12 protein-coding genes are annotated in these 24,777 nt (G+C 48.6%); 5 read left to right on the top strand and 7 right to left on the bottom strand.

Features of this window, described 5'->3' with window-relative positions; genetic code table 11:
• Positions 1 to 4: 4 nt before the first annotated feature.
• The 7 genes from HGH91_RS28435 to HGH91_RS28405 all read right to left on the bottom strand — a co-directional run bounded on the left by HGH91_RS28435 (position 5) and on the right by HGH91_RS28405 (position 10,863).
• On the bottom strand, positions 5 to 1,138 hold the full coding sequence (locus tag HGH91_RS28435; RefSeq protein WP_168742645.1) for a hypothetical protein: 1,134 nt from the start codon (positions 1,136 to 1,138) through the stop codon (positions 5 to 7).
• Positions 1,139 to 1,148: 10 nt separating this feature from the next.
• On the bottom strand, positions 1,149 to 5,081 hold the full coding sequence (locus HGH91_RS28430) for a PAAR-like protein (protein ID WP_168742644.1): 3,933 nt from the start codon (positions 5,079 to 5,081) through the stop codon (positions 1,149 to 1,151).
• 12 nt (positions 5,082 to 5,093) lie between these two features.
• Positions 5,094 to 5,858, bottom strand: coding sequence for a hypothetical protein (locus HGH91_RS28425; RefSeq protein WP_168742643.1), 765 nt, complete (start codon positions 5,856 to 5,858; stop codon positions 5,094 to 5,096).
• Positions 5,859 to 5,864: 6 nt separating this feature from the next.
• Positions 5,865 to 6,368 (bottom strand): hypothetical protein, encoded by a 504-nt coding sequence (locus HGH91_RS28420; RefSeq protein WP_168742642.1) that lies wholly within the window; start codon positions 6,366 to 6,368, stop codon positions 5,865 to 5,867.
• Between the two features lies 1 nt (position 6,369).
• Positions 6,370 to 7,758 (bottom strand): DUF3289 family protein, encoded by a 1,389-nt coding sequence (locus HGH91_RS28415; protein ID WP_168742641.1) that lies wholly within the window; start codon positions 7,756 to 7,758, stop codon positions 6,370 to 6,372.
• A 43-nt stretch (positions 7,759 to 7,801) separates the two neighbouring features.
• Positions 7,802 to 9,649 carry a type VI secretion system Vgr family protein gene (locus HGH91_RS28410; RefSeq protein ID WP_168742640.1) on the bottom strand — a complete coding sequence of 616 codons (1,848 nt, stop codon included), beginning with the start codon at positions 9,647 to 9,649 and terminating at the stop codon, positions 7,802 to 7,804.
• A 365-nt stretch (positions 9,650 to 10,014) separates the two neighbouring features.
• Positions 10,015 to 10,863 (bottom strand): hypothetical protein, encoded by an 849-nt coding sequence (locus HGH91_RS28405; protein WP_168742639.1) that lies wholly within the window; start codon positions 10,861 to 10,863, stop codon positions 10,015 to 10,017.
• 181 nt (positions 10,864 to 11,044) lie between these two features.
• Here HGH91_RS28405 and HGH91_RS28400 point away from each other — a divergent pair, with 181 nt between their 5' ends.
• The 5 genes from HGH91_RS28400 to HGH91_RS28380 all read left to right on the top strand — a co-directional run bounded on the left by HGH91_RS28400 (position 11,045) and on the right by HGH91_RS28380 (position 24,771).
• Positions 11,045 to 11,632: a phage tail protein gene (locus tag HGH91_RS28400; RefSeq protein WP_168742638.1), complete on the top strand. Its 588-nt coding sequence runs from the start codon at positions 11,045 to 11,047 to the stop codon at positions 11,630 to 11,632.
• 11 nt (positions 11,633 to 11,643) lie between these two features.
• Positions 11,644 to 12,195, top strand: coding sequence for a phage tail protein (locus tag HGH91_RS28395; RefSeq protein ID WP_168742637.1), 552 nt, complete (start codon positions 11,644 to 11,646; stop codon positions 12,193 to 12,195).
• Positions 12,196 to 12,220: 25 nt separating this feature from the next.
• A complete protein-coding gene (locus tag HGH91_RS28390) occupies positions 12,221 to 12,784 on the top strand; it encodes a phage tail protein (protein WP_168742636.1) in 564 nt (187 codons plus the stop codon).
• 13 nt (positions 12,785 to 12,797) lie between these two features.
• The gene (locus HGH91_RS28385; protein WP_168742635.1) at positions 12,798 to 13,937 is read left to right on the top strand and encodes an ABC transporter substrate-binding protein; all 1,140 of its coding nucleotides are present in this window, start codon (positions 12,798 to 12,800) and stop codon (positions 13,935 to 13,937) included.
• Positions 13,938 to 14,028: 91 nt separating this feature from the next.
• The gene (locus HGH91_RS28380; protein WP_168742634.1) at positions 14,029 to 24,771 is read left to right on the top strand and encodes an MBG domain-containing protein; all 10,743 of its coding nucleotides are present in this window, start codon (positions 14,029 to 14,031) and stop codon (positions 24,769 to 24,771) included.
• Positions 24,772 to 24,777 lie beyond the last annotated feature (6 nt).

Raw genomic sequence — 24,777 nt, 5'->3', positions numbered from 1 at the left:
TTGACTACTTTACAATACTGGGCTCTATCTCCTTTCTTAATTCCGGTAATCCGAAATACTGTTGCTGAATTAAATAGTCACGCAACCCTTTGTCTTCCAGGAACAGGTTTTCCAGGATTGTGCCAGCCGGCCAGGTAGCGGGGTTCTTAGGTACCAGCGCATGAAACAGCGGCACATAAATATTGGCTACATATGCCACTATCTTTCTCTTTTCTTCCAGCGACCACAGCTCAAACGGCTTTTGCCTGGTAAACTCGGTACTGCCACTGTTGTCGTACAACGCCGAAGCATACCAGTTTAAACCATCCAGTAAACGGTGATCTTCCGCGGTGGTATGGTCTTTTATCCAGGTGAGCAGCTCTTCCCGGATCAACATTTTCCCCTTGCAATCTTTCACAAAAATGGCTTCACCCACGGTACCAATATGGTTATCATCCATACGGGCATAATCGTTCATGGCCAGGTCGTTGATACGGGGTTCTTTCGTATAGCCGTACTGTTTGACCAGCCTTTTCAGGAATACCGAGTCGTTGGCCAGCAAGATGGCCAGGTCGGCCTTGCTGTCGTTGAGCAGGTATTTATTCCTGGATACCATTGAAGGCAGCAACTGTATTTTATAGTGGGCACTGTCGGTAAACTCAATAAAATCGCCCACCAGCGGTACATGGGTGATAAAATGATACCCCGTGGAAACAAAAATATTATCTACCGTATACCAATATTCTTCGTCCTCTTTTTTCTTCCCGTCAAACAAGGTAATAAACTGTTCATGTTTTTTGGCGTCGCAACTACCGGATTCAAAAACGTCGCCAAATATGCTGCGGATCTTTGCTTTAAAAGCGTCGTCGGACAACTGCACGAAATGCTGCGCTTTCAACCCTTCTGCGATGGCTGGCAATGCCACGTTTACATCGGTCTCGGTATATTTATAGATAGGATAAGATCCATCTTCTGATGCTTCCAGCCTCATCTGCAATTCCTTGTGCTTTTTCAGTAAAGCAGCATTCATGGTATATACGTTTTCAATTGGTTTAACACTATCGGTTTGCGCTGCCTGTTTCGTATTACTTTCCTGTGGATGACAACCCACGCAAGCCAATACCATCGCAACGATTCCGGTGAAGGTGTGTTTATACATTGTTTGTTGTTTATCTTAATCCGATATGAAAGTGATCCTGGTGAACGCTCATCGCCACCCCTTTGGTATTTTTAATACCTGCTTTATAGGCATAGTTGGTATTAAAACCCCATTTTAGAGCAATGGTAAGAATATTTTCCAGGGTTTCTACAAATTTTTCTTCTGATGGATAATGTGCCTTAGCGTCGTACCAGTACCGTTCATCAGGCGCTGCGCCGGGATAGCGGATATCCATATCATCGCCGTGCACGTGGCCCTGGTGCCCGATATTTCTTCCGTCATTTGCGGAAATGTCGTTATAGTAGAGTGTACCGGTATATCCATTGAGTGGTAATGAATAAAAGAAGCCAAAGAATGCGGCCGTTACTTTCGGCGCCGCATAGTTATCGCCGCCGGCATCCCTGGTCCCAAAACGGCCCCAGTTGGGCCCCTCCTGCGGAAAGGGCAACAAGTCTTTCTGGTTTATATCCATCAGATAAGTTTTTACCAGGGTGTTCTTGTTGTATACATCAAACTGGTATTGCTTCGATTCTTTGTTGATCCGGATCTGCTGGTAGGTAAACAGGTCCACATCAATCCGGTATTTGTTGTTGTCGCCCGCAGGAATGATACCGTACAGGCATTCACTCACTTTAAACACGACCGATGTTGTTTCTTTAAATGCTTTTTTCTTTTCCGCGTGGCTACTCTTGCCGTCGGAAGTCACCGCATCTTTACCTACTTTTTTGCTGATCTTTTCGGTCACTTCCGTATTGCCGTTGGCCGCGTTCTGCAACCCTTTCCATTTCCAGAAGGCCATAGACGACAGCACTCCTATCTTCAGGTCTTTGATCACCAGGTCGGGATCGGCAACGATATCTGCGTTTTCCCGCTTCGTGTAGGTGTTGGCGTAGTCGTAGGCGGTGCGGCCTGTTAGCTGTATGGGGCCTTTCCCGCGGAAGTTCCAGCCATCGTTGGCCTGGGTATTCCCCAGTTCTCTTCCTTTGGCGGCATCGGGACCGTAGGCGTAGTTCGCAATATTTTTTTCATTCTCGGGTGTTACGCCCGGGTGAGGAGGCTTTTCATTGGCCCTACCCCATAATTCTGCTTTGGCCCGGCCATCCGTGGTTTGAAAGGCGCCGAAGTTTTCGATCAGGCTTTTCCAGTACCAGTTGAAGCTCTCCCCACTTTTCAGGTGCAGCGTACTACCGGTTTCCACCATGATCTGTGCAAAGAAATGAGCTTTATTCCAACAGGTATTCATGCCCAGTTCCTTCATGTATTTGTTGTAGATGTCGGCGGCTGTTTGCAGGCTTTCCGGCGTCGCATCCGGGAACATTTTCTTCAGTGTGGCCGGCGTTATTTTTTCATTGCAACGCGGGCAGCCACCGGAAGATTCTTCTTTCTCCAACGCCTCTCCCAGTACGGTGGGCGCCACATCTTTGGTCACCCTATTCAGCAGGTCGGCCGCACCATCCGAGAGTTTAATATGCTGGTAATAACTAATGGTTTTAGGATTGAAGGTGTTTTTATCTGCTATTTCCTTGGGGAATTCAAACTTATCGGCCTTCGTGGATTTGATGATAGCATAGAAGGGACGAAGATTGTCATCTTTGGCTTTTACACCTGTTTTTAATTTGGTCGTATCCAGTTCTATATTCAGGATTTCCTGGTCGTCGACCTTACCGGTCAGCTCCAATGCCAGCTTATCTTCTTCCTTGTATTTATTTTCCCAGAGTTGCAGGGTGAGCGTTTCCCCACCCAGGTTGCGCGTTTGGATATGGATCTTTATCTTCTCCCCATATTTATACACTTTATAGGCAGGATAATCTTTGCTGTCGTAGAAGTGTACCGACACCACTTCTTTGGTGTCGTCGATGTACACATATTTTCCCGTTTCCTTATCACGCAGGTTGCTTTCTTTTTTTGGATACCAGAACTTTTTGCCTTTGGCCTCTACGGTTTTTACGTCTGCAAACTCAATGCCTCCGGGCCTTTGCAGGATACCGAAGCATACGTCGTATTCATTCCATTCGTATAATTTGTTCAGGAGAGGTTTGAGGTCATCGGTTTTAACATCGAGTTTGATATCGCCGTTGGTATCAAAGGTGGCCTCGCCCAGGTCTTTAATATAATTGAAGCTCGACTTATCGGCTTCCAGGATATGCAGGTTAACTTTCTCTCCTGCCGCAGCGGGGCAGCTGACGAGCACTTTAATGGTTTCTTTCCAGCCGGCAAAGGGTTTATATACGCCTTCTTTATCTCCAAAGCACCAGCGGGTGATGGCGGCGTATTTCGCATTTACTTCCAGCCTTTTGGTAGAGGCGCCGAGGGTGGCGGTCATATAGAATTTGCCTGCATGGGTAGCGTAAACGCCCGCATTCTTTTCTGTGCTGCTGTTGTTGTTAGGCACCCATGTCAGCGGACCATCCAGTTCCCGCTGGTATTTCATGAGTGTTTTAGCTACCAATGTGTAGTGTTTACCTACTATCCAGTCGGTGGTACCGCCTTCTACTTCCAGTTGCACCACTTCATTATTCTTCACTTCAAAGCGCCAGTCGTCTTTCTGATGGTTGCCCGCGGGTGCGCCTTTGCGGACATCCCAGGCATCGGCTTTCATCACGTAGGCTTCCACTACATATTTACCCGGACGCATAAAGTGCATGCGGCCGTCCAGGGAAATAGCAGAACCGGTGCCGACGTCACGGCCGTTGAGCTGCCATTTGATCATGCTGCTTTCAAAATCCTGCACCTGTGTTTTGTATACCATTTCGCTTACCTTAAAGCTCATGGTAGTGCCGGGTCTGATCACATCGGCCTGCTGGTCGTTGGTAACAGCTACTACGCCATTTGCTTCCGAAACCATATCCTGGCTAACTGTCTGTGGTGCGCCATCGGGGGTATCGGCTGCCATGGTGGCTGTTACTTTGTAAGTGGCAGCAGAGTTATCGGGAGTAAATGTAATTTTGTCGTTGCCAGGTTCTGTAGCAGCCACGATATTGCCTGCCTGGTCGGTCACCTGCATGGATACCCGCTTCTTTTCCTCTGCGGTGGCCGGCTTCATTTCATAGTCGGCGTTCACGGTAACCGGAACGCCTCTACGAATACGTTGTTCACTGCCCTTTAGCAGTCGCCCCATCCCCTCTCCTACGCTAAGGTGGTCTTTCAGTTTATTAACCGTCACTTTCACATCGAGGGAGCAGCGGGTATCATCGCCTTCATTTCCATAGGCCATCACGCGATAGTCGCCGGCTACGTCGAAGTTCATTTTCAGGGTGGGACCGGCCTCGTTAAAATCCCGGGCGGCGCCTTCAAAACCTTGTCCCTCCAGGATTTTCCAGCTTACTTTATCTTTATCTGCCTTGGCTTCGTTAAAATAAGATTTTACCGAGAAGTTGATCGATTCATCTACTCGTACGATCAGTACTTTTACCGCATCTGTTTTCTGGCTGCTACTCACCAATTCCAGCGCTGGCACCCGCCCTTCTACGACGGCTTTAATCGTATGCACTTTGGGCATCTCCTTACGATTAGCTGGTTTGGGCGCCATCGGGTTGAGTGCCGACATTGTTTCTACTTCTACTTTATCGAAATGGGCACTGTTTACCGCGGCTGTTTGCCCGTGGAAGAGAATAGAAATACAGGCCGATCCGGCGGTAGCACATACCGCTTTACTATCTTCTGTCAGCACCTTTCCCCCATTGGTGAGGGTTACTTTTTCATAAGGCTGTTGCCACGCGGTGATAGACGGTACACAGGTGCTGTTGTTATTTTTGCTGCAGTTGCCAAATGTTTTTGCTTCCAGGGGTGTCCCGGTATCTTTTGTGCTGGCGATAGGTTTTTCGCTGCCATCTCCATCATTGATATAATCGCGGTTGTTGCCGCTGATGACCAGTTTATCGGTCTTGGCGGCAAAATCGCATTTACAGGTGGCGCCCTGTACTACAAAGTGTTTATCGGCCATACAATGGATGTTTTATTGTTGATGTTCATCGCTGATATTGATGGCACGCAGGGTAACTTTATAGTTACCCTGTGTCCATACTCCTTCTAATCGTTGTAAAAAACCAGGTGGATGTAATTGTACCGCTTTTATTTCCATATGCCCTTCCGTGGCATCCTGTGCAGGCTGGCCTGTTTGCAGGATTTGTCCGGCAGGCGTTCGTTGTGCGGTGACCAGGAAGTTTACCGGCGGTTCAAAAGGTTGCACCGGGTAAGCTGCGGGGAATGTGTTGCGATGGCCGGTACGCATCAGGGAGCACCAGGTAACGAGCAACAGGTCTTGTTTCACCGCTTCCAGGAAGGCAGCTGGTTGCAACAGCGTTTGTTCCGTAGCGCTGATATAGCTGCTGGCTTCCGGTCCGGTGAAATACTGCAACAGCTGTATTTTTTTCTCTTCCCATCTCTTCACGATCTCCGGGTGATTATAAATACCGGTAATGCTACCATCTTCCGCTGTTTGTATTTGCAGGGGCCACATTACGCTGCCGCATTGGGCAGCCAGGTCGGAGGCCAGGTGATCGGAGGCGGGTTCGTCATTGACCGTCATTTCCGAGCGGTTCACCTGGAAATAGTCGTTCCCGTTATCACCTACGATCATCCGGCAGATGGTCATATTATACCGGAGTGTAGTGGTATTTTCTGCCTGGTAGCTGGCGGTGACCACGTATATATGGGAGGCCTGCAGCACCGGCGGTGCCACTGTTTTACTGAATATTTTGCTTAAAGAAAATAGCCCCATATCCGTTTACTCTGTGCATTTATGTCCAAGGGTATCTACCTGGTGATAGCCGGGCAGGCTTACTTCCAGCGTCCATTGTCCCTGTAACGAATCCCGGGAGCAGCGTTCATAGCGCAATTCTCCCCGGTAGTCGCTCAGTTCCTGGTTAATATCATTATGTGTATCCCAGAAATCTTCTTTTCCCTGCAGGTAACTTTCCGTAGCAGCAGATCGATCGAAGAACTGTATAAAATAGCGGTAATACTGCTTTTCCATAGCGGGCTTGTTAATGGCCGAGTCGCACCAGGTGCGCAGCAGTTGCCGGAGACTATCCGGGTTGTTGGGTGTATTTTCTATCAGTGCGTATTGATACAATCCTGGCCTGGGCTGACCGTTTATATTCACGGGCCCCTTACGGGTCAGTTTATTCAATGCCAGGATGTGTGGCGCCTGGTGTTGGGCAGGCTGCGTACACGACCACATCCAGAAGAGGAGGATGCCCGCATAGCTATATTTTATCATTCGATTCATACTATCTTTTACTTTTCCTTTCGGCGGCGCCTTCCGTGATGTTGCCGGTGAATTCCTTTTCAAATTGTACTTTGGTCAGGAAGGGTTTGTACCCTCTCAGGTGCTGTAATATAAACCAGGCACGGAAGCCCGCGCCATAGGAATAAAACTTTTCCATGTCTGGCAGATCCAGGCCAAAGTGATCCCATAGCTGTACTTCGTACTTTGCTTTGTAAGTATTGCCGGTCAACTTAAATGCCGTGAGAGTTACCTTATAGGACCAAACATCGTTGATAGCAATGGTCAATCCCGTAGCGAGGTTATAATCGCGGCTATAGGGAAAGGCGGGATGCCCGTAAGGATGTTTACTTTTATATCCTGCTTCATCGCCATAGTACACTTGTTTGTCTTCCATGGCGGTGAGCTCTCCTCCTGCTTTTTTAATCCTGTCTGCCATTTCATCTTCAATGCCCGTGCAAAAGCGTTGGGTAGAGGGATTGGCGACCACCGCTTTGGTGAGCGCCGCATTCTCATATACGCCGCCTTTGTTACTCTGAAAGCGGTCGATCATATTCCGGATATTATCGTTCAGATCTCCCCGGGCCATGAGTTCCACCATGGTGCGGAAATCCAGGAACAGCATGGAGTCGGAAGAGAAGTTAGAGAGCTTCATCAGCGTGCCGGTATTCATTACCTGTGCGGTGGAATAGATACCTTTGTCGCCAGCGTCGGCATTCGCAAATTTGGCATGTTTGGCTGCATCGAAGCCGGTATCGAGATAAGCATTCCGGTAGGCGGCAATATCTGCTGCCGAATACACTGGCTTTTTCCCGGTGCCTTTGCCGTAAGCCATATCATTGGCGATGTCCAGGCCGGTTTCATTGAGCCCGGGTACCCGGTAAACATCTACTACCAGGGGAAGATAGATAACTTTCGCGGTAGCTTTTACATTCGGATCGGCTTTGCGGAAATAAGCATATACTGATACTTGCTTATCGACGGTATTGCCTGCTACCGTAATCGTTTTATATGCAATTCCTTTCTCTGCTTTGGTGGTACCGGATTTAAAGGGAATGATGGTTTTGCCGTCATCGAAAGAAAAGGCCCAGTTGACCAGCATAAGCTGATGGTCGGGTACTGTTTCACTAAAGGCGATGGCTTTGAACTCGTGGGTATTGCCGTTGATAACGCTGGCGGGGCCGGTTACCTTCAGTACTTTGATGGTAGTAGCGGTATTGAGTACAACGGGGTCATTTTTATGGAAGGTAACGCCCTCCTGTTTTCCAGCCATCCGGATTCTTTTCCCGGAGTTGAGGGAGGTTTCACCCTGGCTGTTCCAGCGTATATTTTCGCCGTTTTCTGTATATTTTTTACAGATGACGACCATGTTACCGGCCTTATTATCACCCATAGGTTTCAGTTTAAAGATAATGGAAGTGGGTTATTGCAATGGTTTAGAATAATTTGGATTTTTCTGCGCTCTTGATGGCCACTGACTTACCGGAATTGATGGTCATCTCTTCTTTGGAGCTGTCGACTTTCATTTCCTCTGCCGTCTTTTCAATTTTCCGGGCCTGTACGTCCATATTTTCCGTTGCTATTTTAGTGATATTGGTAGCAGTGAGGCGGTAATCATTCACAGAAAAGTGGCTGATAGAATCGCCTGCATTGTGCAATATATTTACGCCGGCGGAGTGGCTCATGTTCATACCGGCGGCTTGTGTCATATTAAAGCCTGCATTGACATCAATATTTTCATTGGCCTGTATGCTGATGTTGGTGGCTTTGATGCTGATGTTTTCCGGCGCGGTGATGGAAATGCTGCTGGTGCTGGTATCCATGACGATCACATTTCCTGATTTATCGGAGATGGTGATGGACTCTTGTCCACTGCTGTCGTCGAGGCGAAAGGTGTGGCCGCTGCGGGTTTTGATTACCTTCACGTTATTCTGTGCATCGCCGAAGCCGGCTTTCGCACCGCCATTGTAGGCAGCGCCGGTAGCGTAAGGGGCTTCTGCATTACCGCCTTCAAAATCTACCCATACTTCCTCTCCTACTTCGGGCACAAAATAAAATCCCTTATCACCGCCGCCATGGGGCTGGAGCAGGCGTATCCAGGGCGTGGAGCCGGTTTGCCAGTTAAAGCGAACGCGTATACGTCCCAGTCCTTTGGGATCATAGTTATCGGTAACTATGGCGCTTTGTGCTTCACAGCGGGGAATATTTTCCAGGTTTACCGGGGGAGCAGCGGCTTCCGCGGGCATGGCTTCGAAAGTGTTGCTGTATTCACCGTTACCATTACAATGATGTTCGAGGGCAGTGATGACAAATTCGCCATGATCTTCTCTCGAAAAAACATTTTCCTGGATACTGACGATATCCCCTATACGTAGACCGGTGTTTTTGCTATGTCCTTTCAGTTGCACCATCTGTGCCATCTGGCCTTGTTGCTGGCGTTTGGTAAGCGATTGTAATTCTTCGGCGGCATTACCGCTGAAGGCGAAAGGCACTTTATAGAGTGCCGGCTTCTGGTACAGCTTTTCGCTCATGGCCTGCGCATGTTGCGTATAAGAACCGGTATTACCAGCGGATTTGGCGTTGGTGCTGTCTTCCACGGTTTTATTCTGCCGGTATTCCCATCCGTTCATCGACTGGTTATTGGGTAATACCCGCAGCTCCAGGTCGAAATTGATCAGGTCTACCTGGTGTACCAGGTTTATCTTGCGGGGTGTATACTGACCGAAGATGATTTGCTGGCCGTTATAGAAAAACCATTCCCCGTAGCGTTCCGATAAACGGCGCAAGAACTGGTAGCCTGTTTCCTTATATTGTACAATGTATTTAAGTGGCTTGCTGGTAGCGGGATTTACTTCCGGGCGGGAGCCGGAGGCGCTGCCTGTTTTGAGCACCGTGTTAACGATGCTTCCCAGTTCCTGCCGTTCGTAGGACTGGATATGCGGGTTGCCGTCGAGCAATACGGTAGGGCCGGTAGCCCGTATAACGCAGCTGCCGTTGATACCATCGCTTTCTTTTCCGGAGCTGACAGCGGTAACAATGCCGTTAAACAGGAGCGGTTTAAAATCGCCGCTTTTGTCGATCGCTTGTACAGATACCGTGATATCCTTTCCCAGGAAAGATTTGCCGGCAGCGATAGGATTCCTGCCTAAACGGGATAACCAGTCGTAACCGATTTTCAGCTCCAGGGAATGATGGCCATCCATCGTTTGCTGCAGCGACAGGGCATGAAATTGCTTGAATTGTTCTTCTCCGATAGATACGTTAGTTAGCGTGTATAAGGCCATTAGTTTAAAATTGATATGGTTAGGCGGTTAACATTGCCTGTTTATGGTTACAAACTAAAGTGGGAAGTTATACAAAAAATTTGAAATTGTGTGGAAACCCAATATGAATTCTTCGTGAGGGCTCAAAGATATTAATCAAAATAATAACATGAATACCGGTAACCTCAGGATATATTTTTCTCGCAAAGACGCAAAAGAAGCAAAGAAGCGAAGATTGATGCGAATTTTAAGCCCGCAAAGCAGGGAGATTTTATCGTATAGCTATATACTTTATAATCTCCCTGCTTTGCGGGCTTAAAATTCGCTCTCTTCTTCTTTTTAATTCTTTGCTTCTTTGCGCCTTGGCGAGAAAAACCCTATAGACATTAAGCCATGATGCTGCCGGGTTGGATACCGCAGCCCTGGCGTTCTTCATTGAACATCATTTTCATTTTTCCTACCATATTACCATTCCATCCGGCCTGGCTGAGATATACCTCCCGGTCCTGGAGGTTGCGGCATACCATGGTAGATGCCAGCATTTTTTTCTGATGCCCACCGATTACGAAATCGATATGCCGGGTATCGGTGGCCATATTATGGTTGTCGGTGATGGTGTCGGGCTGCTTGTATCCCAGGTGAGAGAGGCAGATGACTACCTGGCAACCGTAATCTTTTTTGAGCATGGCAGCCACCGCATCAGCGGCGGGTACCGGTGGCAAACAGGTGACCCCGTTGCCGGCAGGCAGTTGAGGGCCTACGCCGGTGATACCGATTTTTAACGCGCCCACATATACGATTTTATAAGGCAGCACTTTTTGTGCGAGCGCTTTATCTGCAAAACGGTAATTACAGTTGACCAATGCAAACTGCATATGCGGAATGAGGGCAGCCAGGGCGGCGGCGCCTCCGGCCAATTCCCGGTTACCAATAGTAGCGGCCTGGTAACCTGCGGCATTCATGGCCTGGATCATTTTCATATGTGCCTGTACGTTAGCCGTATCATCTAAAAAATCTCCCGCATCCAGGAGCAGTCCCTGTCTGCTTTCCGGCAATAAGGCAGTTAATTGCCCGTGTTGATCATTGGTATGCCACACCAGGAATTCCCGGTTATCGCCGGGCAGATAAGCTGCATTTTCAGTAATAGCAGCCAGTGATTTGAATGGCTTTTGCAGTAACAGTAAGCCTGTTGCCAGTGATGTGTTGCGTAAAAAGGAACGACGATGATGATTCATAAGGTAAAAGGGGGTTCATGAAAGTGGAACGAAGATAGGTAGTTATACGCAAAATCGAAAAATTCAAAAATAATTTATGCTGGAAAAGAATTTTAGCTATACTTTTACGGAAATTCTTAGCCGTACACTTATTGAATCCCTCAAGACAGCACTATACTTATATCAATTTTATCCCTGAATTATGTCATCAATCTTTGGCGATGATTTTACTCCATACCTGTCGGAAATCAGGATGATGTCCTTTCCTTTTCCACCGAAAGGACATGCTTTATGCAATGGGCAGCTACTGCCAATCAATCAGAACCAGGCATTATTTTCTCTGCTCGGTACTACCTATGGTGGGGATGGGCGTGTTAATTTTGCTTTGCCTAACCTGCAGGGAAGAGTTCCTATGAGCTGGGGAAATGGTCACACACTGGGGGAAGCCAGTGGGCTCGCGGCTCAACCAATTGCCGTTTCAAATTTACCGGACCACGGGCACAATGTGACCGCTACCTTAACACAGCCAATAGGTTTCAGTTCCAATGTCGAGTCCCCCAAAAACGCTTATCCGGCGCCGGCTGCAGCAGGCAGCCCCAGATATAGTACAGTGGCAGATGATCGAATGGCCATCATAAGAGAAGATGTACTGGCTAAAGACCTGGCAAGCAATCAACCACTCGCCACCAACAACAATATAAACACCTCTACACCTTTTGATAACCAGATGCCTTATCTCGCTATCAATTTCATCATCGCCCTGCAAGGAGTATTTCCAAGTCAGTTTTAAATTATCTCTACATGCCTATTTCACCTTTCGTGGCAGAAATTATGATTTTCCCATTTAATTTCGCCCCTGTTGGCTTTGCTCTTTGTGCCGGTCAACTCATACCTCTTTCACAGAATACAGCGCTTTTTTCGCTATTGGGTACTAACTATGGCGGAGATGGCAAAAGTAATTTCGGGTTGCCCGATTTACAGGGACGCGTACCTATAGGCGTGGGGCAGGGACCGGGATTGACACAGCGGGATATAGGCGAGAAAGCAGGCGTCGAAACAGTGACCCTCGCACTCACTGAACTTCCCTCACATACCCATCTTGTTACACAAACACCATTGGCAATTCCAATGGGAGATGTTAACAATACCTATAATCCGGTGGGTAACTACCTGGGAACAACAACCGGTACACAGCTATATGGAAGTGTTCCTGATACAGTCAATATCCCTTTAAAATCAACCATACAGGCCGCTAATGGAGGATATCCCAATTTGCCACTTAATAACATGCAGCCTTACCTGGCACTTAATTTCGTGATTGCGCTGCAAGGAGTTTTTCCGCCACGTACCTGATCCCTGATCTTATAAATTACAATCAATGCCTTTTTTAGGAGAGATAAGAATATTTGCTGGCAATTTTGCTCCCGCAGGCTGGGCGTTTTGTGACGGCAGTTTACAAGCAATATCAGAGAATGACGCGCTGTTTCAATTGATTGGTACTACTTATGGAGGTGATGGCGACACCACATTTGCGCTGCCCAACCTACAGGGCAGGGCTCCTCTGCACATGAATGGCGCCTACGCAATTGGGCAAGTGGGTGGCAACGAACAAGTGACATTGATGCCCATCAACGTACCTCCACACGCCCACCTGTTAAAAGCATCCGTAGCAATTCCCGCGTACGGTGAAAATCCTGGTACTGCACTTTCGCCAGGTTATCCGGCTATTACTGCGGGTAACACGGTATACAGCACGACGCCTGCTACGGCGCCGAATGCGGGTTACCTCCAGCCAATTACAGTGGCAGAAATGTCATCCGACGGAAACTACATGATGCAGGTGCAGCCCACCGGCGGTAGTCAACCAAAGTACAATATGCAGCCTTATACGGCTGTCAATTTTATTATTTCCCTGTTTGGTGTTTTTCCATCCCAAACATGATCGTAAACCGAATATGAAAACAGGCATACTTTTACCTAAATCTACGTTCCATCCTTTGATGCATCATCACCTGCTGAAAGCCATGCAGGCTTACCTGCAATACCGGGAGGTGAACGTGGAAATATTTTCTGCCAATATTGGTTATGGGGTAGATGCCGATCTCGTATTGCAAGCTGCAGAAACCATGCTGCTGGAAAACGAGGTAGATGTATTGGTGCTGTATGCTGACCAGGCAGCCGTGGAAAAAGTGGCCCAGCTGGCTAAATCACTGAACCGGCTGGTGATACTGATGCATGGAGGCGCCAAATATATGAATACCTGGGAACCTCATCCCATGGTATTATCCAATACACTGAACCATACTATTCATTGCCGGCTCACCGGTATACATACAGCTGCCCTGGCTAATGACGCCGCCATGTGCACTTCGTTTTATGATGCCGGGTACTCACATACGCATGCCCTTGTTCAGCCATACACCGATCATGGCGGCAGTATACAGTATAATTATGTGAGTCAATATACCGTAAAGGATTTCAACATAGCTCCCCTGACTGAGTTTCTACAGGCTAACGGGAACGTACGTACGCTACTGGCGCTTTTCAATGGCGACCTGGCGTATTGCTTTCTCCAACAACTACAGCAAACAGTGATGGCCCCTGAATTACAGGTATTTGCCAGCCCTATGCTGCTGGACGAAAGATTAACCGCCGTACATGGTGAACTAAACTTACCTTTTTCTATCAGCGGGTATGTACCCTGGGTATCTGTGCTGCCCAATGCTGCCAATCAGCTGATGAAAACACAACTTCAACAAAGTGGCAAAGCCGTTAATATAGACAGCATGCATGGCTGGGAAACAGGCATCCTGCTGGAGCACATTTTCAAAACAGCCAACCTGCATCAATTTCAAGCTAAAAAAATATTGGCATCCTTAGCGGATGTTACAATCGATAGTCCACGCGGGCCCCTACGCATGGACACCGCCACCCATCATATGATTGCGCCTTCCTGGCTGGTGAAGACAAATGAAAACCTGGAGCCGGCTATCATTGGTGAAAACGCGGAAACATTACAGGTATGGCAGGATGTAGTGAGAGAGCAACCAACCGGGATAGCCTCCGGCTGGATTAATACATATCTCTGCGCGTAGTTATAAACAGCGCCTTGTAGAATTCATTTTTTACATCCTGGAATACAGGATGTAACAGACATATTTCTTATACCAAAGACTTCGCCCCTATATGAAGGCAACACTACGTAAGGCATGCTTATGCCTTTTATTATCCCTCGGCATTGTTTCCTCCCTGCACGCGCAAACAATTGGCGCCGGTGACCTGGTGTTTACCGGGATCAATAGCTTTGACGATAATAACAACGGGAGCACACAAAATGATCTATTTTCATTTGTGTTACTCCGCGACTGTCCCGCCAACACCGTCATTTACTTTACCGACCTGGGCTGGACCGACAGCGGCTTCCAATCTACCAGTTGTACTCCTGCTGGCAACGGTTCCCAAACAGACGGTGTTATCCAGTGGAACTCCGGTAGTACTGTGATCCGCGCAGGACAACAAATCGTTGTCTATTGTAAGTATGCTCCCCTGAAGGCCACCATTGGTGGGGTAGTCACCGGCACTGTTACCGGTATAACCGCCACCCAGGCATCTGCCAGCAAGTATGTAAGTCTCGGATTGGCGGGCGATGAGCTTTTTGCCTTTACCGGCTCCGTTAATAACCCAACACTCATTGCCGGTATTAATATCAACCGGAAAGAATGGGACATTACCCTGGGTTCCTGCGACTTCACCTCCTCCCAATCAATGCAACCCGCTACCACGACAGTACTCAAGTTCCCGAGTATGAATGCCGTGAATGGCCGTTATAATTGTAGCGCCCTGGTAGGTGCTCCTTCAACACTCCGTACACTCCTACAGGATACTACCCGCTGGATACTGGATCGTACCTTAGCCGCACCCGTGCCCGATTCTGCCAACCTAACAAAGATGCCCCCCTGCAACCTGACTGTCGTGAATCCCGATGCGAACGGTATTGTATATGTAAACAATAATACTGGTATTCCCCATGGAGATGGAAGCAGCTGGAGCCTTCCGCTGGCCGAACTGCGCGACGCACTCACGGCAGCCGCTGATCCTGCCAGTGGCATTACGCAGGTATGGGTAGCTAAAGGCGTTTACAAACCAACGGCCACAGGAGATAATAGTATATCCTTTGTGCTACCCGCTGCATTGAAACTGTACGGCGGGTTTGCCGGCTCAGAAACGACCATCAATTCCCGAAATTTTAGCGCTAATCCCACTATTCTCAGTGGCGACCTGGGTGGCGATGATATTCGAACCAACAACATCACGCTCAATTATAACAACACCAGGGGGACCAATAGCCGACATGTGATCGTTGCCAGCGACAATACCACCGAAACATTAATAGATGGTTTTATTGTTACAGCGGGGGTTTCCTTTGATTATGGCGGAGGTATTTACAGCAACAATGCAAAGCTGAATATACAGCATACTGCCTTTTATGGCAACTACAGTGGATTGTTTGGAGGCGCCATTTACACAACCAACACTACCAAAATCAGTAATAGCATTTTCTTTGGTAACTACAGCAATTACCGGGGTAGCGCTATTGATGGTTTTGGCAGAACTGAGCTCACCAATGTCACTATCAGCGGGAATACCGCCAGCAATAACTATGCAGTTTCCAGCGTCGCAACTACCGTCTACAACAGCATTATTTCCGGCAATACGCCAGGTACGCAAATCTCATCGATCCCCCCTTCGTTCGGTTACAACATTATAGGGAATAGCTTTTATACCAATAGCAGTACGTCCCAAACAATCAATCCGGTAACATTCGTGAACGCCGGCCAGGGCGACCTGCATCTTACCAGCGCCAACTTCGCCATTAACAGCGGCGACCCGCAAACGAACCAGACTTCATACCCGGTACAGGCAGGTACACAGGATTTAGAGGGCGCCACCCGCATCATTAACCCCATCATTGACCTTGGGGCCTATGAATACGTGGCTGCAGCGCAAAACATTGGTTTCATTCCATTTACACCCGTTACCTACGGTGATCCAGATATTGTGCCTGGTGCTATCACCAATGGCGACACCACCATCATTTATTCTTCCAGCAATACTGCCGTAGCCGATACCGTGAACGGAAAGATCCGGATCAAAGGAGCAGGCACCGCGCAGATCACCGCTAATGCCCCCTATACCCGGGCGTACCTGGCAGCTGCGCCACAAACCCGCACCCTGACGGTGAACAAAAAAGCACTGACGGTAAACGTACAGGATACCAGCCGTATTTATGGTGTAGCCAACCCCGGCCCGGTTTTCCTTTATAATAGTTTCGCTTACAGCGACGACAGCACTGCCGCCATCAAAGGCATTATCACCGCCACCTATGGCGCTAACATTAACAGTGGTGTTGGCACCTACGCCATCACCCCGAATGTAAGTGCCGCTGCGGCCGCCAACTACACGCTATCGGCCGGAACCGGGACGTTGACCATTACACAGGCGCCGCAAACCATTACCTTCGGCGCCCTGTCCAATAAAACATACGGCGATCCTGCATTTGCCCTGAATGCCAGCGTTAACAGTAGCTTATCGGTAGTATATACCGTTACTTCCGGCCCTGCTACGCTCAATGGCAATATGCTTACCATCACCGGCGCGGGAGATGTAACCATTACCGCCAGTCAGCCGGGAGATGCCAATCACATCGCTGCCACACCGGTGTCGCAAACATTTACCGTTGCCAAGGCAACCTTGACGGTGAAAGCGAACGACAAAACCAGGTTCTATAACCAGGCTAATCCCACCCTGGACTACTTCGTAACCGGGTTCGTAAATAGCGACGATAGCAGCAGTGTACTCAGTGGTACTGCTACGCTCTCCGTGAACGCGGATAACAGTAGCGCACCTGGCGATTATCCTATTGTCGTGGCTCAAAACACCCTGAGTGCCGCCAATTACAGCTTTAACCTCACTAATGGCACACTGACCATTAACAAGGCGGCTCAAACTATTACCTTCCCTCCTATTGCAGACAAAGTATACGGGGCAGCGCCTTTCGCCCCCGGTGCTACCTGCGATGGAGAAACAGATATTACCTATACGGTTACAGGTCCTGCTTCAATGAACAATGGCTTATTGAGCATTACCGGAATTGGTACTGTAACCGTTACCGCCAAGCAAACCGGTAGCAGCAACTACCTGGCTGCCACACCGGTACAGCAAACATTTACAGTAAATAAAGCGCCGCTGGTGATCAAGGCAGACCATCAACAACGGTTGTACGGACAAAACAATCCGACGCTCACCTATACTGTTACCGGGCTGGTTAACAACGAAGATCAAAGCGTGATAACAAGCACGGTTACACTCAATACCACCGCCGTACTTAACAGTTCGCCGGGCGACTACCCTATTACGATAAGTGGTACCTACACAGCTACCAATTATAATATCTCTACTATCGATAACCTGTTAACGGTAAACATTGCGCCGCAAACGATCAGCTTCCCGGGTATACCGGATAAGACATATGGCGACCTGCCTTTTGCCGCCAGCGCTACCAGCGACGCGGGACTATCCGTTAACTACTCCGTAGTCAGCGGCCCGGCTACCGTGAGCGGCAATACCATCACCATTACCGGTAATGGTACAGTTACCATTGCGGCCAACCAGGCTGGAGATGGCAACTATTCTGGCGCCACACCAGTAACACAGTCGTTCCTCGTGAAGAAGGCGACACTCACTATTACCGCTAATAACAAGTCGAAGGCTTACCTGCAGCCGAATCCGACATTAGATTACACGGCTACAGGGTTTGTAAATAATGAAGATATCAGTGTAATAAATGGCACTATTGATGTCAGCACAACCGCAGACAATAACAGCGTACCAAACAGTTACCCGATTACACTGACCCCCCAGGCTGTCAGCGCTACCAACTACGACATCAACTTCGTAAATGGTACACTCACCGTTACACCGGCTACGCAAACCATCACCTTTAATGCTTTATCCAATAAAACATATGGCGATGCAGACTTTACATTGAACGCCAGCAGCAACAGTGGTTTAGGCATCAGTTACTCTGTAATCAGCGGTCCGGCTACCATTAGCGGCAATACCGTTACCATTACCGGCGCAGGCAATGTAACCATTGCCGCCGACCAGGCAGGCGATAACCGCTACCAGGCCGCCCCGCAGGTAACACAAAGCTTCAACATAGCGAAAGCCATACTGACCGTAACTGCTAACAATAAATCAAAGATCTATTTACAGCCTAACCCGGTACTGGACTACACGATTACAGGGTTTGTGAAAAACGAGGATAACAGGGTAGTAAGTGATACCGCTGCCATCAGTACCACAGCGGACGCCAACAGCACAGCGGGTAACTACCCGATTACGGTGACCACCGGCAATATCAGCGCCACCAATTACGACTTCACCTTTGTAAATGGTACACTGAGCGTAACACCTGCTTCGCAGGCAATCACTTTCACCACCATCCCTGATAAAACATATGGTGATGCAGCATTTACAGTAAGTGCCACCAGCGATGCGGGTTTACCGATCACCTACAGCGTTCAAAGTGGCCCGGCTACCATCAGCGGTAATACCGTAACTATTACCGGCGCGGGTAACGTGACCATTGCCGCCGACCAGGCAGGCAACAGCAACTACGATGCTGCTACTACGGCTACCAGAGCATTTACTGTTAACAAAGCAGTACTCACCGTAACTGCCAACAATAAATCCAGGACTTACGGACAAGCGAATCCTAACCTGGATTACTTCATCACCGGCTTCGTAAATAATGAAGACAGTAGTCATGTAATCGCCGGTATTGCCGGCATCAGCACTACCGCAGATATTAACAGTGTACCAAATAACTACCCGATTACAGTAGGTGTTGGTGGACTGACAGCCGCTAACTATGATTTCCAGTTTACCGGCGCTACGCTCACTGTAACGCCAGCAACCCAGGCTATCACCTTCAACACACTTGCCAACAAAACTTATGGCGATGCCGACTTTACCCTGAATGCCGGTAGCAGCAGTAATTTAGCGGTAACGTATTTAGTAACCAGCGGTCCGGCTACTATCAGTGGCAATACCGTAACTATTACCGGTACCGGTAATGTAACCATTGCCGCCAGCCAGGATGGCGACAACCGCTATCAGCCGGCAACAACTGTGACACAAAGTTTCAACGTCGCTAAAGCGACGCTGACGGTAACGGCCAATAACAAATCAAAAGTATACCTACAGTCTAATCCCGTACTTGACTATACCATTACAGGATTTGTAAAAAATGAAAATGCCAGCGTGGTGAGCGACAGTGCGAGTATCAGTACCACAGCAGATATCAATAGCGTGGTAGGCACTTATCCGATTACCGTTACTACCGGTAATATCAGCGCGACCAATTACGATTTCACTTTTGTAAATGGTACACTGAACGTAACGCAGGGAACACAGGCTATCACCTTTACGGCTATACCGAATAAAACATATGGCGATGCCGCCTTTACCGTTAATGCCTCCAGCGATGCAGGATTACCAGTTAGCTACAGCGTGCAAAGCGGTCCGGCTACTATCAGTGGTAATACCGTGACCATCACGGGTACTGGCAATGTGACTATTGCGGCCGACCAGGCGGGTAATAACAACTATCCTGCGGCCAGCACAGTTACGCAAAGCTTCATCGTTAACAAAGCGATGCTCACCGTAACAGCTAACAACAAGTCCAGGGCGTATGGACAACCTAATCCTACCTTCGATTATGTGGTAACCGGGTTCGTAAACAATGAAGATAGTAGTCATGTAATTACTGGCCTTGCGGGTACCAGCACCACTGCGGATGTGAACAGTGTGCCGAACAACTACCCGATTACGGTAGGCATTGGCGGGCTGACAGCTGCTAACTATGACTTCCAGTTTACCGGCGCTACGCTGACAGTAACATCAGCTACACAAGCCATCACCTTTAATACGATAGCTAATAAGACGTATGGCGATGCCGACTTTACGCTGAATGCCAGCAGTAACAGCAGCTTAGCGGTTACCTATTCAGTAGTGAGCGGTCCGGCTACTATCAATGGTAACACCGTTACCATTACTGGTGCAGGTAATGTAACTATTGCCGCCGACCAGGCTGGCGATAACCGCTACCAGGCGGCTACGCAGGTAACGCAATCCTTCAGCGTAGCCAAAGCCACGCTGACCGTAACAGCCGGCAACAAATCAAAAATTTACTTACAGCCTAACCCTGTGCTGGATTACACCATAACAGGATTTGTAAAGAATGAAAATGCCAGTGTGGTGAGCGACAGTGCGAGTATCAGTACTACAGCAAATATCAATAGTACCGTAGGCACTTATCCGATCACTGTTACTACCGGCAATATCAGCGCGGCCAATTACGGTTTCACTTTTGTAAATGGTACACTGAACGTAACACCGGCAACACAAACGATCACGTTCACCGCTATACCAAATAAAACATATGGCGATGCCGCATTTACCATTAACGCTACCAGCGATGCAGGATTACCAGTTAGCTACAGCGTTCAAAGCGGTCCGGCTACTATCAGTGGTAATACCGTGACCATCACGGGTACAGGCAATGTGACTATTGCGGCCGACCAGGCAGGTAATAACAACTACCCTGCCGCCAGCACGGTTACACAAAGTTTCACCGTTAACAAAGCAATGCTGACGGTAACAGCCAATAACAAGTCGAGAGCCTACGGCCAACCTAATCCGACCTTCGACTATGTGGTGACTGGATTTGTAAACAATGAAGATAGTAGCCATGTGATCACCGGTATTGCCGGTACCAGCACTACTGCGGATGTGAACAGTGTGCCGAACAACTACCCGATTACGATTGGTATTGGCGGACTGACAGCTGCTAACTATGACTTCCAGTTTACCGGTGCTACGCTGACTGTAACATCAGCTACACAAGCCATCAGTTTCAACGCCCTTGCCAACAAGACATATGGTGATGCAGACTTTACGCTGAATGCCAGCAGTAGCAGCAGCTTGGCAGTCACCTATTCGGTAGTGAGCGGTCCGGCTACTATCAATGGTAACACCGTTACCATTACTGGTGCAGGTAATGTAACTATTGCCGCCGACCAGGCAGGTGATAACCGCTACCAGGCGGCTACGCAGGTAACGCAATCCTTCAGCGTAGCCAAAGCCACGCTGACCGTAACAGCTAACAATAAATCAAAAATTTACTTACAGCCTAACCCTGTGCTGGATTACACCATTACAGGATTTGTAAAGAATGAAAATGCCAGTGTGGTGAGCGACAGTGCGAGTATCAGTACTACAGCAAATATCAATAGTACCGTAGGCACTTATCCGATCACTGTTACTACCGGCAATATCAGCGCGGCCAATTACGGTTTCACTTTTGTAAATGGTACACTGAACGTAACACCGGCAACACAAACGATCGCCTTTACCGCTATACCGAATAAAACATATGGCGATGCCGCATTTACCATTAACGCTACCAGCGATGCCGGCTTAGCGGTCAGCTACAGCGTTCAAAGCGGTCCGGCTACTATCAACGGTAACACTGTCACCATCACGGGTACTGGTAATGTAACCATCGCAGCCAACCAGGCGGGCAATAGCAACTACCCTGCTGCCAGCACAGTTACACAAAGTTTCACTGTTAGTAAAGCGATGTTGACGGTAACGGCCAACAACAAGTCAAGGACTTACGGTCAGCCTAATCCGGCCTTCGATTATGTGGTAACCGGGTTCGTAAACAATGAAGATAGTAGTCATGTGATCACCGGTATTGCCGGCGCCAGCACCACTGCGGATGTTAACAGTGTACCAAACAACTACCCGATTACGGTTGGTATTGGCGGGCTGACAGCTGCTAACTATGACTTCCAGTTTACCGGCGCTACGCTGACGGTAACGCCCGCTACACAAGCCATCACTTTCAACGCCCTTGTCAACAAGACGTATGGCGATGCTGACTTTACGCTGAATGCCAGCAGTAACAGCAGCTTAGCAGTCACCTATTCAGTAGTGAGCGGTCCGGCTACTATCAATGGTAACACCGTTACCATTACTGGTGCAGGTAACGTAACTGTTGCTGCCAACCAGGCAGGTGATAACCGCTACCAGGCAGCCACGCAGGTAACGCAATCCTTCAGCGTAGCCAAAGCCACGCTGACTGTAACGGCCAACAATAAATCAAAAATTTACTTACAGCCTAATCCGAAGCTGGATTATACGATTACCGGGTTTGTTAAAAATGAAAACAATAGTGTCATTAATGATACCGCAGCAATCAGTACTACAGCGGATATCAATAGCATTGTAGGCACTTATCCAATTACCGTTACTACCGGCAATATCAGTGCAGCTAATTACGACTTCAACTTTGTAAGTGGCATACTGAGTGTAACGTCAGCTTCACAAACGATCACGTTCACCGCTGTACCGAATAAAACATATGGCGATGCCGCATTTACCATTAACGCTACCAGCGATGCCGGCTTACCGGTCAGCTACAGCGTTCAAAGCGGTCCGGCTACTATCAACGGTAACACTGTCACCATCACGGGTACTGGCAATGTGACTATTGCGGCCAACCAGGCGGGCAATAGCAACTACCCTGCTGCCAGCACAGTTACACAAAGTTTCATCGTTAACAAAGCGATGCTCACGGTAACAGCCAATAACAAGTCAAGGGCTTACGGGCAACCTAATCCGACCTTCGGTTATGTGGTAACTGGATTTGTAAACAATGAAGACAGTAGCCATGTGATCACCGGTATTGCCGGCGCCAGCACCACTGCGGATGTGAACAGTGTGCCGAACAACTACCCGATTACGGTAGGCATTGGCGGGCTGACAGCTGCTAACTATGACTTCCAGTTTACCGGTGCTACGCTGACTGTAACGCCAGCTACACAAGCCATCACTTTCAACACCCTTGCTAACAAGACGTATGGCGATGCTGACTTTACGCTGAATGCCAGCAGTAACAGCAGCTTAGCAATCACCTATTCTGTAGTGAGCGGTCCGGCTACTATTAGTGGGAATACCGTTACCATTACCGGTGCAGGTAATGTGACTATTGCCGCTGACCAGGCAGGCGACAACCGCTACCAGGCAGCTGCACAGGTAACGCAAAGCTTCAGCATCTCTAAAGCGATACTGACTGTTACGGCTAACAATAAATCAAAAATTTACTTACAGCCTAATCCGAAGCTGGATTACACGATTACCGGGTTTGTAAAAAATGAAAATGCCAGTGTGGTGAGCGACAGCGCGGCGATCAGCACCACTGCGGATATCAATAGTACCATAGGCACTTATCCGATTACTGTTACTACCGGCAATATCAGCGCTGCCAATTACGATTTCAACTTTGTAAATGGTACACTGGCTGTAACTTCAGCTTCACAAACGATCACCTTTAGCGCAATAGCGAATAAAACATATGGCGATGCTGCATTTACTGTTAACGCCACCAGCGATGCCGGCTTACCGGTAAGCTACAGCGTTCAAAGCGGTCCGGCTACTATTAATGGTAATACCGTTACCATCACCGGTGCCGGTAGCATTGCCATCACCGCCAGTCAGGCTGGTAACAGCAACTACGGCGCTGCTACACCGGTAACCCAAACACTACAGGTGGCCAAAGCGGCATTAACCGTGAAAGCCAACGATGATACCCGGGTATACAATGGTACAGCCTACACCGGCGGCAACGGCGTGAGCTACAGCGGATTTGTTAACGGCGACGATGCTACCAAACTAAGTGGCAGCCTGTCCTACGCCGGTAGTTCACAATCAGCTATCGATGCCGGCAGCTATATCATTACACCGGCAGGACTCAGCAGCAGCAACTACGATATTAGCTTTACAAATGGACAATTAGTGATTACGCGGGCTACCCAGCAAATTACCTTCAACAGTCCAGGCGATAAAAACCAGGGCGATCCTGATTTCACGCTTACTGCCTCCAGCAGTTCCGGATTGCCGGTAACCTTCAGCAGCGATGCGAGCAATGTGATCAGCGTAACCGGTAATACTGCGAAAGTAGGTGCAGCTGGTGTGGCTCATATCACGGCTACGCAGCCAGGTAATAACAACTACGAAGCAGCTACCGCGGTGGTACAAACCATTAACGTAACCGCGTACAGCGAGCCGGTTATTACGGCTAGCGGGGATATTGTCTTCTGCGAAGGCGGCAGCGTTACCCTGCAATCCAGCACAGCACCGGCATACGAGTGGTATCTCAACAATGTAAAGATAGCCGGGGCCAACAGCCAGTCGCTCCTCGTGAAAGAAAGTGGTAATTATTCTGTGAAGGCGATATACAGCAGCAGCTATCAGCTCAGCTCTACGGCACTGCAGGTGACCGTACATCCGACACCGGTAGGCAATGTACAGGCCAATGGTAATACCACGATCAGTAAGGGAGAAACCATCAGGCTGGTAGCTTCTGGCGGCAGCAGTTACAGCTGGGAACCGGCAACGGGACTTAACAACCCGGCGATAGCGGCGCCAATGGCCCGTCCGGCGGTAACCACCACTTACCAGGTAACTATCAGCAATGCCTTTGGTTGCAGCGTTACCCGTGACATTACCATCACGGTAAAAGAAGATTATAAACTGGAAGCCAATAATATTATCACGCCTAACGGCGATGGCAAGAATGATACGTGGGTCGTAAAAAATATTGATATGTATCCACAAAATGAGGTGAAGGTATTTGATCGTGCGGGCCGCCTGGTATTCCAGCAACATGGTTATACAAACAATTGGAATGCTACTGTTAACGGGCAGCCGCTGGCAGAGGGCACCTATTACTATATAATAGACCTGGGCGATAATAAACCACAATTCAAAGGCTTTATCACTATCATCCATCAAAATTAATTGAAC

Origin of the sequence: Chitinophaga eiseniae (genome assembly GCF_012641265.1) — a bacterium.
GTDB classification, from domain to species: domain Bacteria; phylum Bacteroidota; class Bacteroidia; order Chitinophagales; family Chitinophagaceae; genus Chitinophaga; species Chitinophaga eiseniae_A.
This window is presented reverse-complemented; position numbering and strand designations above follow the sequence as displayed.

What these genes read in the sequence shown, in the direction of transcription:
- HGH91_RS28435 (WP_168742645.1), bottom strand. Translation starts at nt 1,138, where the DNA reads ATGTATAAACACACCTTCACCGGAATCGTTGCGATGGTATTGGCTTGC.
- HGH91_RS28430 (WP_168742644.1), bottom strand. Translation starts at nt 5,081, where the DNA reads ATGGCCGATAAACACTTTGTAGTACAGGGCGCCACCTGTAAATGCGAT.
- HGH91_RS28425 (WP_168742643.1), bottom strand. Translation starts at nt 5,858, where the DNA reads ATGGGGCTATTTTCTTTAAGCAAAATATTCAGTAAAACAGTGGCACCG.
- HGH91_RS28420 (WP_168742642.1), bottom strand. Translation starts at nt 6,368, where the DNA reads ATGAATCGAATGATAAAATATAGCTATGCGGGCATCCTCCTCTTCTGG.
- HGH91_RS28415 (WP_168742641.1), bottom strand. Translation starts at nt 7,758, where the DNA reads ATGGGTGATAATAAGGCCGGTAACATGGTCGTCATCTGTAAAAAATAT.
- HGH91_RS28410 (WP_168742640.1), bottom strand. Translation starts at nt 9,649, where the DNA reads ATGGCCTTATACACGCTAACTAACGTATCTATCGGAGAAGAACAATTC.
- HGH91_RS28405 (WP_168742639.1), bottom strand. Translation starts at nt 10,863, where the DNA reads ATGAATCATCATCGTCGTTCCTTTTTACGCAACACATCACTGGCAACA.
- HGH91_RS28400 (WP_168742638.1), top strand. Translation starts at nt 11,045, where the DNA reads ATGTCATCAATCTTTGGCGATGATTTTACTCCATACCTGTCGGAAATC.
- HGH91_RS28395 (WP_168742637.1), top strand. Translation starts at nt 11,644, where the DNA reads ATGCCTATTTCACCTTTCGTGGCAGAAATTATGATTTTCCCATTTAAT.
- HGH91_RS28390 (WP_168742636.1), top strand. Translation starts at nt 12,221, where the DNA reads ATGCCTTTTTTAGGAGAGATAAGAATATTTGCTGGCAATTTTGCTCCC.
- HGH91_RS28385 (WP_168742635.1), top strand. Translation starts at nt 12,798, where the DNA reads ATGAAAACAGGCATACTTTTACCTAAATCTACGTTCCATCCTTTGATG.
- HGH91_RS28380 (WP_168742634.1), top strand. Translation starts at nt 14,029, where the DNA reads ATGAAGGCAACACTACGTAAGGCATGCTTATGCCTTTTATTATCCCTC.